11 protein-coding genes are annotated in these 12,747 nt (G+C 61.7%); all 11 read left to right on the top strand.

Annotated elements, in window-relative coordinates:
* The first annotated feature begins 3 nt into the window (after window positions 1–3).
* Window positions 4–684 (top strand): Fe2+-dependent dioxygenase, encoded by a 681-nt coding sequence (locus KUA23_RS06685; RefSeq protein WP_252993615.1) that lies wholly within the window; start codon window positions 4–6, stop codon window positions 682–684.
* A 28-nt stretch (window positions 685–712) separates the two neighbouring features.
* Window positions 713–1,828: an ABC transporter substrate-binding protein gene (locus tag KUA23_RS06680; protein ID WP_252993614.1), complete on the top strand. Its 1,116-nt coding sequence runs from the start codon at window positions 713–715 to the stop codon at window positions 1,826–1,828.
* A 156-nt stretch (window positions 1,829–1,984) separates the two neighbouring features.
* Window positions 1,985–3,043 carry a FecCD family ABC transporter permease gene (locus KUA23_RS06675; protein ID WP_099493751.1) on the top strand — a complete coding sequence of 353 codons (1,059 nt, stop codon included), beginning with the start codon at window positions 1,985–1,987 and terminating at the stop codon, window positions 3,041–3,043.
* The gene (locus tag KUA23_RS06670; RefSeq protein WP_252993613.1) at window positions 3,040–3,825 is read left to right on the top strand and encodes an ABC transporter ATP-binding protein; all 786 of its coding nucleotides are present in this window, start codon (window positions 3,040–3,042) and stop codon (window positions 3,823–3,825) included. The genes KUA23_RS06675 and KUA23_RS06670 overlap by 4 nt, the downstream gene beginning before the upstream one ends.
* A 105-nt stretch (window positions 3,826–3,930) precedes the next feature.
* Complete coding sequence (locus KUA23_RS06665) at window positions 3,931–4,575, top strand: glutathione S-transferase N-terminal domain-containing protein (protein WP_100491363.1); 645 nt, start codon at window positions 3,931–3,933, stop codon at window positions 4,573–4,575.
* Between the two features lie 227 nt (window positions 4,576–4,802).
* On the top strand, window positions 4,803–7,244 hold the full coding sequence (locus tag KUA23_RS06660; RefSeq protein WP_252993612.1) for a penicillin acylase family protein: 2,442 nt from the start codon (window positions 4,803–4,805) through the stop codon (window positions 7,242–7,244).
* Window positions 7,245–7,492: 248 nt separating this feature from the next.
* Window positions 7,493–8,497 carry a ligase-associated DNA damage response exonuclease gene (locus KUA23_RS06655; RefSeq protein ID WP_078047228.1) on the top strand — a complete coding sequence of 335 codons (1,005 nt, stop codon included), beginning with the start codon at window positions 7,493–7,495 and terminating at the stop codon, window positions 8,495–8,497.
* Window positions 8,494–10,128 carry an ATP-dependent DNA ligase gene (locus KUA23_RS06650; RefSeq protein WP_252993611.1) on the top strand — a complete coding sequence of 545 codons (1,635 nt, stop codon included), beginning with the start codon at window positions 8,494–8,496 and terminating at the stop codon, window positions 10,126–10,128. Before KUA23_RS06655 ends, KUA23_RS06650 begins: the two co-directional genes overlap by 4 nt.
* A gap of 339 nt (window positions 10,129–10,467) precedes the next feature.
* Window positions 10,468–11,247 (top strand): transporter substrate-binding domain-containing protein, encoded by a 780-nt coding sequence (locus KUA23_RS06645; RefSeq protein WP_027604451.1) that lies wholly within the window; start codon window positions 10,468–10,470, stop codon window positions 11,245–11,247.
* A 57-nt stretch (window positions 11,248–11,304) separates the two neighbouring features.
* Window positions 11,305–12,033, top strand: coding sequence for an ABC transporter permease (locus tag KUA23_RS06640; RefSeq protein WP_025855156.1), 729 nt, complete (start codon window positions 11,305–11,307; stop codon window positions 12,031–12,033).
* Entirely contained in the window at window positions 12,030–12,740 is a 711-nt protein-coding gene (locus tag KUA23_RS06635) for an ABC transporter permease (protein ID WP_078047226.1), read from the top strand. The genes KUA23_RS06640 and KUA23_RS06635 overlap by 4 nt, the downstream gene beginning before the upstream one ends.
* Window positions 12,741–12,747 lie beyond the last annotated feature (7 nt).

Below are 12,747 nucleotides of genomic sequence, written 5' to 3'. Positions count from 1 at the left end.
CCCGTGCTGATCGAAATCCCGGCATTGCTCAGTGCCAGCGAAGTCGACACCACCGTGGCCGCCTTGCTCGATCAGCCCTGGGTGGACGGCAGGGTGACGGCCGGGCAGCGCTCGGCCATGGCGAAAAACAACCGGCAGTTATCGCAGGATTCGCCGGTGGCCATTCGCATTGGCGAACAGATCCTGGCGCGGCTATCGGACAACGCGCTGTTTATGTCCGCCGCCTTGCCCAAGCGCATCTACCCGCCGTTGTTCAACCGCTACAGCGGCGGCGAGGCGTTCGACTGGCATATCGACAATGCCATTCGCGGCCTCAAGGGCGTGCGCGAACGGGTGCGCACCGACATCTCCGCCACCCTGTTCCTGGCCGACCCGGCCCGCTATGACGGCGGCGAACTGGTGATCCGCGACACCTTCGGCGAGCACGCGGTGAAGCTGCCCGCCGGCCACCTGCTGATCTATCCCGGCAGCAGCTTGCACAAGATCAACCCGGTGACGCGTGGCGAGCGCCTCGCCAGTTTTTTCTGGATCGAAAGCCTGGTGCGCGAAGACAGCCAGCGCCAGTTGCTATTGGACATGGACGTCGCCATCCAGACCCTCACCGCCCAACACGCCGACCACCACGCGCTGCTGCAACTGAGCGGCGCTTATCACAACCTGTTGCGGCGCTGGAGCGATGTCTGATGCGCCGCCTTCACCTGGAGTCCCTGCCATGTTGAAACCCCGTCACCTGCTCAAGCTGGGTGTGCTGTTCGGAGCCCTGGTCCTTGGCCACGCTGAAACCGCTGCCGCCCATGAAGTCACCGACGTGCTGGGCCGCAAGGTCGAAGTGGCTGACACCGTAAAGCGCGTTGTCCTAGGTGAAGGCCGGCTGATTTCGGCGTTTGCGTTGCTGGACAAGGACGCGCCCTTCCAGCGCATCGTCGGCTGGCAGAACGATTTGCGCCTGCTCGACCAACACACCTACAACGCCTACGTGGCGAAATTTCCCACAGTGAAAGACATCCCGTTGATCGGGCAAGCGTCGGAACAAAGCGTCAGCGCCGAGGAAATCCTTTCGCTGAAACCTGACCTGGCAGTGTTCAGCATTTCCGGTCACGGCCCCACCGAACACAGTCCGGTCGCCGATGTGCTGGCCAAGGCGGGCATTCCGGTGGTGTTCGTCGACTTCCGCATCAACCCGGTGCAGGGCACTCACACCAGCATGACTGCGCTGGGCCAGGCATTGGGGCGTGAAGCCCAGGCCAAGGCGTTCCTGGGTTTCTATGACCAGCACATCAAGGTGATCACCGATGCGGTCGCCACCTTGCCGGCGGGGCCGCGCCCGAGTGTGTTCCTCGAACTGCTGGCCGGCGTTTGGCAAGCGCCGGGGCATACCACCGGCAAGAGTGGCATGGGCGAACTGATCGCACTGGTCGGCGGGCGCAATATCGCCGCTGGCGTGGTGCCGGGTGCGTTGGGCGATATCAGCGTCGAGTACGCGCTCAAGGCCGACCCGGATGTGTATATAGCCACCGGCAACCGCCAGCCCGGCTTGATCTTGGGCGCGGGTGTTGGCGCAGATGAAGCCCACGAGGCGCTGGACCGGGTATTGGCGCGTCCCGAATTCGCCAATCTTCGTGCAATCCGTGAGGGCAATGCCCACGGCCTGTGGCATGACTTCTATAACTCACCGTACAACCTGCTGGCGATTGAATCGTTGGCCAAATGGGTGCACCCAGAGCTGTTCGCCAAGCTGGATCCGCAGGCGACCATGAACCAGATCAACGCGCAATTCCTGAGGATGCCGTTGCAGGGTGCCTATTGGATCGACAGCAAGCCCAAGTAACGTTTATCGCCCTATTGGAATGCAGTCAGTGTGGGAGCTGGCTTGCCTGCGAAAGCGGTGTCTCTGTCACCTCATTCAGTGACTGACACTCCGCTATCGCGGGCAAGCTCGCTCCCACATTTAGATCTTTATTGTTTTCGAAATTGTGTGAGCCCAATGACCACTCAAACCCTCGACCTTGCCAGCGCCACCCACGGCTACCGTCGCCTGTTGGCGCGGCGCGCCTGGCTGCTGGGCCTGCTCGGTACGGCGCTGGCGTGCGCCATCCTCGTGGACCTTGCCAGCGGCCCCTCGGGTATGGGCCTGCTGGCCTTGCTCGACGGCATCCTGCACCCCTCGCACCTGAGCGCCACCGACCAGGTGATCATCTGGAACGTGCGCCTGCCCTACGCGCTGATGGCGGTGTTGGTCGGGTGCGCGCTGTCGCTGGCCGGGGCCGAGATGCAGGCGATCCTCAACAACCCGCTGGCCAGCCCGTTTACCCTCGGCGTGTCGTCGGCGGCGGCGTTGGGGGCGTCATTGGTGATTGTGTTTCCGGTGACCACCCTGTGGGTGTCGGCCAATACCGCGATTTCCCTCTCGGCCTTCATCTTCGCTGCGGCGTCGGTGTTTTTGCTGCAAGCCATGTCACGCCTGCGTGGCGCAGGGGTAGAAAGCCTGGTGTTGTTCGGCATCGCCCTGGTGTTCAGTTGCAACGCGGTGGTCGCCCTGTTGCAACTGGTGGCCACCGAAGACGTGTTGCAACAGTTGGTGTTCTGGACGTTGGGCAGTGTGACCCGCGCCAACTGGGACAAGCTCGGCATCCTGGCGCTGGTGGTCGCGGTGGTGCTGCCGTTTTCCTTTGCCGCCGCACCGCGCCTGACCCTGTTGCGCATGGGTGAAGACCGCGCGCAAAGTTTTGGCGTGGACGTGAAGCGCCTGCGGTTTTTCTCGTTGCTGCGCATCAGCCTGCTGTCGGCCACCGCCGTGGCCTTTGTAGGCACCATCGGTTTTATCGGCCTGGTAGGTCCGCATATCGCGCGGATCCTGGTGGGCGAAGATCAACGCTTCCTGTTGCCGGCCAGCGCCCTGACCGGCGCGTTGCTGCTGTCGCTGTCGTCGATTGCCAGCAAGCTGATCATGCCCGGCGTGATAGTGCCGGTGGGGATTGTCACCGCCTTGGTGGGCGTACCGATTTTCGTGGTGTTGGTGTTCAAGCGGGGGAGGCAGTTATGAGTGCAGGCTTATCGGTACACAACGCCAATGTGAGTTACGGGCGCCGGCAGATCGTGCACGACCTGAGCCTGCCCACCCTGCCCCACGGCAGCCTGACCGCTCTGATCGGCCCTAACGGCGCGGGCAAGTCCACCCTGCTGCGTGCCGTGGCCGGGCTGGAAAAGATGCAAGGCGTTGTACGATTGGGTGACCTTGACCTGTCGGCCATGTCTGTCGCCGAGCGCGCGCGGCGGGTGACCTACATGCCGCAGAACCTGCCGCCAGGCCTGAGCCTCAGCGTGATGGAAAGCGTGATCGCCGCCTTGCGCGTGGCCAATGTCGAGGGCACTGCGCTGTCCAGCGATGCCTGCCTGCGCGAAGCGTTCGAGGCGTTGCAGCGTATTGGTATCGCGCATTTGGCCGATGAGCTGTTAAGCACGCTCTCCGGTGGCCAACGCCAATTGGTCAGCCTCGCCCAACTCATCGCGCGTCGCCCGCAGGTGATGCTGCTGGACGAACCCACCAGCGCCCTCGACCTCAATTACCAACTGAAAGTCATGGATTGCGTGCGCGATTTGGTGCGCGAACACAACCTGATTGCCGTGGTGGTGCTGCACGACATCAGCCTCGCCGCACGCTACGCCGACCATATTGCCGTGCTGCGCCAGGGACGCTTGTATGCCAGCGGTGCAGCGAACGACGTGCTTAACCCACTGCTGTTTGCCGAGGTGTATCGCGTGCGGGCACGCATCGAGCGCTGTTCGCAGCACACCGTGCAGGTGTTGGTGGACGGCGCCTTTTAATTTGCTTCTAAGGGTATGCGCAAATGTTTCATTGAATTTTCGCACACCCAACATTACCTATACCTACAGGCATTCGCTCAAGCATCACCACTTTTGGAGAGCTTCATGATCGACCTGTATTACTGGACCACCCCCAACGGTCACAAAGTATCGCTGTTCCTGGAAGAAGCCGGCCTGCCCTATAAGGTGCACCCGATCAATATCGGCCAGGGCGAACAGTTCAAGCCTGACTTCCTGAAGATCGCTCCCAACAACCGCATTCCAGCCATCGTCGATCAGGATCCGACCGACGGTGGCGCGCCGATTTCGCTGTTTGAATCCGGCGCCATCCTGTTGTACCTCGCGGAAAAAACCGGCCAGTTCATTCCCAAAGACCTGCGTGGTCGCCAGGAAGCGCTGCAATGGCTGTTCTGGCAAATGGGCGGCCTGGGCCCGATGGCCGGCCAGAATCATCACTTCAGCCAGTTCGCGCCGGAGAAAATCCCCTACGCGATCAAGCGTTATGTGGACGAAACCGCGCGTCTTTACGGCGTGCTCGACCGGCGCCTGGCGGACCGTGCGTTCGTAGCGGGTGAGGACTACAGCATCGCCGATATGGCGATCTACCCATGGATTGTTTCCCACAAGTGGCAGAGCCAGCGCCTGGAAGACTTCCCACACCTGCATCGCTGGTTCAACAGCATCAAGGAGCGGCCGGCAACAGTGCGCGCGTATGAGCTGGTGCAGAAAGTGAACCCGCCCAAATCCTGAGTTGAAGCCTTGCTCGGTCCAAATGTGGGAGCGGGCTTGCTCGCGAAGGCGATCTGTCAGTCGACATATTCAGTGACTGACACTCCGCCTTCGCGAGCAAGCCCGCTCCCACATTATTCTGTGCAAGACTCAAGATCTAACGGTTAACCCAAACTCCCGCTTGCGTCGTTTCGCCGCGCTCACTAACGTAGCGCCTTTACTGACGCTACCCCCGCAGGAGCTTTGCCATGGCCTCGCCAGCCCTCTCACATTTTCTTCCCCGGTTCGGCGTTGCCGCGGCAGTGGCCAGTGCATTAAGCCTGGCCGGTTGCCAGCTCCAGAGCACCCAGGACACCCTGCCCCCGGTCGCTGGCGTACAGCCGCTCAAAGGCTTGGCGCAGAACGTATCGGTACGCCGCAATGCCCAGGGCATGCCGTTGATCGAAAGCAACACCTTCCACGACGCGCTGTTCAGCCTCGGTTATGTGCACGCCAGCGACCGCATCACCCAGATGGTCACCCTGCGCCTGCTGGCCCAGGGCCGCCTGGCAGAAATGTCCGGGCCCGAGGTGCTGGATGTCGACCGCTTCATGCGTGCGGTCAACCTGAAAAAAAGCGCCGGCGAGTTGTATAACGCGTCGAGTCCGCGCCTCAAACGCTTCTTCGAAGTGTATGCGCGTGGCGTCAATGCCTACCTGTTCCGCTACCGCGACAAGCTGCCGCCAGACCTGGCACAGACCGGCTACAAGCCCGAGTACTGGAAGCCGGAAGACTCGGCACTGCTGTTCTGCCTGCTGAATTTCAGCGAATCGGCTAACCTGCAGGAAGAAATTTCGTCGCTGGTGCTGGCGCAGAAAGTCGGCGTCGACAAACTCGCGTGGCTCACCCCAAGTGCGCCGGACGAAGCGATCCCGCTGGCCGAGGCCGAGAAACTCAAGGGCGTGAACCTGGGCCAGATCACCGGCTTGGCCGGGCTCGACGCGGTCGGCCAGCAACTGAGCAGCCTCAATTCACTGGCGGTGACCACGTCGAGCAACTGGGCGATCGGCCCACAACGCAGTCGCAGTGGCAAAAGCCTGCTGGCAGGCGACCTCGCCGCCCAGCCGCAAGCACCGTCTCCGTGGAGCTACGTGCAGATCCGCGCACCGAAGTACCAGGCCGTGGGCACCTCGATTGCCGGCCTGCCGACCCTGCTGTCCGGTTTCAACGGCAAGGTCGCGTGGAGCATGAGCACAGTCAAGGGCGACACCCAGGACCTGTTCCTGGAAAAAGTCAGACGCCAGGGCAGCGCGTTGTACTACGAGAACAACGGCAAATGGCTGCCGGCCGGCGTGCGTAACGAAACCTTCTTCATCAAAGGCCAACGCTCGATTCGCGAAGTGGTGTACGAAACCCGTCACGGCGCCCTGCTCAACAGCAGCCAGGCGCTGACCACCGGCCTGGGCCTGGCCTTGCAAACTGCCGACTTCAAGGACGACAAGAGCCTGGATGCGTTCTTCGACCTGTCCCGCGCGCAGAACGCCGGCAAGGCCTCGGACGCAACCCGCGAGATTCGCGCCATTGCGCTGAACATGGTGTTTGCCGACGCCAGCAACATTGGCTGGCAAGTCACTGGCCGCTTCCCCAACCGCCGCGAAGGCGAAGGCCTGCTGCCCTCGCCGGGCTGGGACACGCGCTTCGATTGGGACGGTTACGCCGACGCGATGCTGCACCCCTATGACCAGGACCCGGCCCAAGGCTGGATCGGCACCGCCAACCAGCGTACCGCGCCGCGCGGTTACGGCATGCAGCTGTCCAACTCGTGGGACGCCCCGGAACGCAGCGAGCGCCTGGCGCAATTGGCCAATGCCGGCAAGCATGACAGCCGCAGCGTGATTGCCATGCAGTACGACCAGACCACCACTTTTGCTGCCAAGCTCAAGACCCTGTTCCAGGCACCGGGTATGGCCCAGCCGCTGAAACAGGCGATTGACGCGCTGCCTGCCGCCGACCAGGCCAAGGCACGTGAAGTGCTGGCTCGTCTGATGGCGTTCGACGGTCGCCTGGCGTCCACCTCCGCCGACGCGGCGCTCTACGAGCTGTTCCTGCAGGAAAGCACCAAGCAGATCTTCCTCGACGAACTCGGCCCGGAAAACAGCGCCAGCTGGAAGGCTTTTGTCAGCAATGCCAGCCTGTCCTACGCCGCCCAGGCCGACCACTTGCTGGGCCGTGAAGACAGCCCGTTCTGGGATGACGTGCGCACCCCGCAGAAGGAAGACAAACCGGCGATCCTCGCCCGCAGCCTGGCCGCTGCGATCACTGCCGGTGATAGCCAATTGGGGGCCGATCACAAGGCCTGGCAGTGGGGCAAACTGCACACCACCACTTGGAAAAACACCAATGGCCAGGTGATTCGCGGCCCACTGGCGTCCGGTGGCGACCACAACACCTTGAACCCGGCGCCGTACAGCTGGGGCCAGGACTTCACCACCACCCAGGTACCGGCACTGCGCATGATCGTCGACTTTGGCCAGGTGGAACCGATGATGGGCCAGGGTGGCACCGGCCAGTCCGGCAACCCGGCCAGCCCGAACTATGCCAACGGCATCGACCCGTCGCTCAAGGCGCAATACCTGAGCTTCCCGATGCAACCGCAGAACTTCGAGAAGGTGTATGGGAAGGCTCGGTTGACCCTGACGCCGGGCAAATAATCCGGCAAGTGTGGGGCGGGTTTTTACTGTGGTGAGCGGGCTTGCCCCGCGCTGGGGCGCGAAGCCGCCCTAAAACCAGGCGACCTGTTTCTGACTGGAAGCATGCGTTGACTGGATTGGGGCCGCTTCGCGCCCCAGCGCGGGGCAAGCCCGCTCACCACAACAAGCCCGCTCACTACAATAGTTAATCGAACTTCTCATCGCCCGCCCGCCTCCTACCTGATAAGCCCATCGCCCCCGGCACGCCCATGGACCTTGTCATCGCCCGCCCCGAAGGCCTCTACTGCCCCGCCGGAGATTTCTACATCGACCCCTGGCGCCCGGTGGAGCGCTCGGTCATCACCCACGCCCATGGCGACCACGCCCGCACCGGCAACCAGCACTACCTGGCGGCAGCCCCCGGCGAAGGCATCCTGCGTTCACGGCTGGGCCAGGACATCAACCTGCAGACCCTGGCCTACGGCGAGACACTGGTTCACCACGGCGTCACCTTGAGTTTTCACCCCGCCGGGCATGTCTTGGGTTCGGCCCAGGTGCGCCTGGAATACCGGGGCGAAGTCTGGGTCGCATCCGGTGACTACAAAGTCGAGCCCGACGGCACCTGCGCGCCCTTCGAACCGGTGCGCTGCCATACCTTTATTACCGAGTCGACCTTCGGCCTGCCGATCTACCGCTGGCAGCCCCAGGCGCAGATCTTCGCCGGGATCAACGATTGGTGGCAGGCGAATATCGCCGCCGGCAAGGCCAGCGTGTTGTTCTGTTACTCCTTCGGCAAGGCCCAGCGGATCCTGCATGGCATCGACGCCAGCATTGGTCCGATCCTCAGCCACGGCGCGGTCGAGCCGTTGAACCGGGTGTACCGCGAGGCCGGCATCTATATTCCTGAAACCCTCTACGCCGGTGACTTCAAGAAAACCGACCCGCTGTTGCGCCAGGCCCTGATCATCGCCCCGCCGTCCGCAGGCGGCAGCAGTTGGATCAAGCGTTTCGGCGACTACAGCGACGCCTTCGCCAGCGGTTGGATGCGCCTGCGTGGTACCCGTCGGCGGCGCGGGGTCGACCGTGGCTTCGTGCTTTCGGACCACGCCGACTGGCCCGGCCTGTTGTGGGCCATCGAGCAAACCGGCGCCGAGCGGGTGATGGTTACCCACGGTTCCGTTGGCGTGTTGGTGCGCCACCTGCGGGAAAAAGGCCTGGATGCTCAGGGTTTCACCACTGAATACGGCGATGACGAAGAGGAGGCCAGCGCATGAAGGCCTTCGCCGAGCTGTACGCCAACCTCGACGCCACCACCTCCAGCAACGCCAAGCTGGCCGCGCTGCAAGCCTACTTCCGCGATGCTGCGCCGGAAGATGCGGCCTGGGCCGTGTATTTCCTTTCCGGCGGACGCCCTCGGCAACTGGTGCCGACGCGCCTGCTGCGGGACATGGCCACTGAAGCATCGGGTATCGAGCCGTGGTTGTTTGAAGAAAGCTACCAATCAGTGGGCGATCTGGCAGAAACCATTTCCCTGCTGCTGCCGGAATCTACCTACACCTCGGAGGACGGCCTGGCGGTGTGGCTGGAGGAAAAACTCCTGCCCCTGCGTGGCTTGCCGCCCTTGGAATTGGCCGAGCGTCTACCTGCGTTATGGGCGCAACTGGATCAACCCAGCCTGATGGTCTGCATCAAGTTGATCACCGGCAGCTTCCGTGTGGGCGTGTCCAAGCTACTGGTCACCCGCGCCCTCGCCGCAATGGCCGATCTGGACAGCAAGCGCGTGGCGCAACGGATGGTGGGCTACACCGATCTGTCTAACCGTCCTACGCCGCAGGGTTATCTCAAGCTCATCGCCGCCGAATCGCCCGACGAACATGCGCAACGCGGCGGGCAGCCTTATCCGTTTTTTCTCGCCCATGGTTTGGCGCAACCAGTGGAGCAATTCAACGATTTGCTTGGCTCTCCCGCCGACTGGCAAGTGGAATGGAAGTGGGATGGCATCCGCGCGCAGTTGGTGAAACGTGACGGCCGCCTGTGGATCTGGTCGCGTGGCGAAGAATTGGTGACTGAGCGCTTCCCCGAACTGCATAGCTTGGTAAGCGGCTTGCCCGACGGCACGGTGATCGACGGCGAAATCGTGGTGTGGAAAGACGCGGTACAGCCGTTCGCGCTGCTCCAACAACGGATTGGGCGCAAGACCCTGAGCAAAAAAGTGCTGGAGGACGCGCCAGTTGCGGTGCTGGCTTACGACCTGCTGGAACATCAGGGCGACGATTGGCGCAACCACACCCAGGCTGAGCGTCGCACGCAACTTGAGCAGGTAATTGACCAGTGCAACCAGCCGGTATTACTGGCATCTCCCCTGTTGACCGGTGCAACCTGGGAAGAACTGGCCGAACAACGCGAAGCCTCGCGCAGTCTCGGTGTGGAAGGCATGATGCTTAAAGCACGCGATGGCCTGTACGGCGTGGGCCGTACCAAGGACATGGGCGTGTGGTGGAAGTGGAAGGTGGACCCGTTCAGCGTCGATGCGGTGTTGATCTATGCCCAACGCGGTCATGGTCGACGCGCCAGCCTCTACAGCGACTACACGTTTGCCGTGTGGGACGGCCCGCCCGGCAGCGAACGCACGCTAGTGCCATTCGCCAAGGCCTACTCCGGCCTGACCGACGAAGAGATGCGCAAGGTCGATGCGATTGTGCGCAAGACCACGGTGGAAAAGTTCGGCCCGGTGAGCAGTGTTACCCCGAGCATGGTGTTCGAACTGGGGTTCGAAGGCATTGCCCTGTCCAAGCGGCACAAGAGTGGGATTGCGGTGCGGTTTCCACGGATGTTGCGGTGGCGGCAGGATAAAACCGTGGAAGACGCTGACAACCTCGCCACCCTGCAAGACCTCCTGACCTGATTCCTGGTTAAAAATGGCACAAATCCTTGTGGGAGCTGGCTTGCCTGCGATGGCGGCGTGTCAGTGAAAAATGAATTCGCTGATCCACCGCCATCGCAGGCAAGCCAGCTCCGACATTATTGATCTGCGCCAGAACCAAATTGGTGCACTGTTTTTTGCGCGCCCATTTTCGGGCATCTCCTACACTCAGCTCTCCCTTGTCCCACCTTTTAAAACGACCATTCGGAACTACATTCGGAACTATGGTGCAGAAATTGCTACTTGTGATCCGTCTGACACCGTTCAGTAACAGTCCTAAACGCGCCACAAGCGCTTATCTTGGTTTCCAGGGATTACATAATGAAAAAAGCATTGCTGACCCTTTCTGCACTGGCTCTGTGCATGGCCGCAGGTACCGCGCTGGCCAAGGAATACAAGGAACTGCGTTTTGGTGTCGATCCGTCCTACGCGCCGTTCGAATCCAAGGCCGCCGACGGCAGCCTGGTAGGCTTCGATATCGACCTGGGCAATGCGATCTGCGCCGAGCTGAAAGTGAAGTGCAAGTGGGTCGAAAGTGATTTCGACGGCATGATTCCAGGCCTCAAGGCCAACAAGTTCGACGGCGTGATTTCGTCCATGACCGTGACCCCGGTGCGTGAAAAGGCCATCGACTTCTCCAGTGAACTGTTCTCCGGCCCGACTTCGCTGGTGTTCAAGAAAGGTGCTGGCTACTCGACGCCTGAGTCCCTCAAGGGCAAATCCGTGGGTTACGAGCAAGGCACCATCCAGGAAGCCTACGCCAAGGCCGTACTGGATAAAGCCGGTGTGACCACCAAGGCCTACGCCAACCAGGACCAGGTGTATGCCGACCTGACCTCCGGGCGTCTCGACGCATCCGTGCAGGACATGCTGCAAGCCGAACTGGGCTTCCTGAAATCGCCGGCAGGCGCCGGTTATGAAGTCAGCGCAGCCATCGACGACCCATTGCTGCCGTCGAAAACCGCCATCGGTATCAAAAAAGGTAACACTGAGCTGAAGGCGCTTTTGGATAAAGGTATCAAAGCGTTACACGATGATGGCACCTACGCCACCATCCAGAAGAAACACTTTGGCGATCTGAACCTGTACAGCGGCAAATAATGCCTGGAGCGCCCTTCCCCTGGAGGGGCGCTTTTTTATCGCCATAGGTCCTGATTTATGTTCGAAGAATTGTTGCAAACCCTCGGGTTGAGCGCGCTCAGCCTGAAGGGTTTCGGCCCGCTGTTGCTGCAAGGCACCTGGATGACCATCAAGTTGTCGGTGCTGTCGCTGGCCGTCAGCGTATTGCTGGGGCTGATTGGCGCCAGCGCCAAACTTTCCAGCCTGCCCTTCCTGCGCATCCCCGCCCAGCTCTACACCACGCTGATCCGCGGAGTGCCCGACCTGGTGCTGATGCTGCTGATTTTCTACAGCCTGCAAACCTGGTTGACCGGCCTCACCGACTTCATGGAATGGGAATACATCGAGATCGACCCATTCAGCGCCGGGGTGATCACCCTGGGCTTTATCTACGGTGCGTACTTCACCGAGACCTTTCGCGGCGCGATCCTCGCGGTACCGCGCGGCCAACTGGAAGCCGCCACGGCTTATGGGCTAAAGCGCGGCCAGCGGTTTCGCTACGTGACCTTCCCGCAGATGATGCGCTTTGCCTTGCCGGGTATCGGCAATAACTGGATGGTGATGCTCAAGGCCACGGCCCTGGTGTCGATCATCGGCCTGGCCGACCTGGTCAAGGCGGCCCAGGACGCCGGCAAGAGCACTTACCAGCTGTTCTATTTCCTCGTACTCGCCGCGCTGATCTACCTGTTGATCACCAGCGCGTCCAACTTTGTCCTGCGCCGCCTTGAACGTCGCTACTCCGCCGGCGCCCGGGAGGCCGTACGATGATCGAACTCTTGCAGGAATACTGGCGCCCCTTCCTTTATAGCGACGGCCAGCACATCACGGGGCTGGCCATGACGATGTGGCTGCTCACCGCAGCCCTGGTCATCGGCTTCCTGGTGTCGATCCCGCTGTCCATCGCCCGTGTGTCGCGCAAGCGCCTGGTGCGCTGGCCGGTGCAGTTCTACACCTACCTGTTTCGGGGCACGCCGCTCTATATCCAGTTGCTGATCTGCTACACCGGCATCTACAGCATCGCCGCCGTGCGCGAGCAGCCGTTGCTGGATGCGTTTTTCCGCGATGCGATGAACTGCACCATCCTGGCGTTTGCTCTCAACACCTGTGCCTACACCACGGAGATCTTCGCCGGGGCGATCCGCAGCATGGCCCATGGTGAAGTCGAGGCGGCCAAGGCCTACGGCTTGAGCGGCTGGAAGTTGTACGCCTATGTGATCATGCCGTCGGCGTTGCGTCGTTCGCTGCCCTACTACAGCAATGAAGTGATCCTGATGCTGCACTCGACCACGGTGGCCTTCACCGCGACGATCCCGGACATCCTCAAAGTGGCGCGGGATGCCAACTCGGCTACTTTCATGACCTTTCAATCATTCGGTATCGCTGCGCTGATCTACCTGACCGTGACCTTTGCCCTGGTCGGTCTGTTTCGTCTGGCAGAGCGCCGCTGGCTGGCTTTCCTCGGGCCGAGCCATTAAGCAGCTT

The organism is Pseudomonas pergaminensis, assembly GCF_024112395.2.
GTDB lineage: Bacteria > Pseudomonadota > Gammaproteobacteria > Pseudomonadales > Pseudomonadaceae > Aquipseudomonas > Aquipseudomonas pergaminensis.
This window is presented reverse-complemented; position numbering and strand designations above follow the sequence as displayed.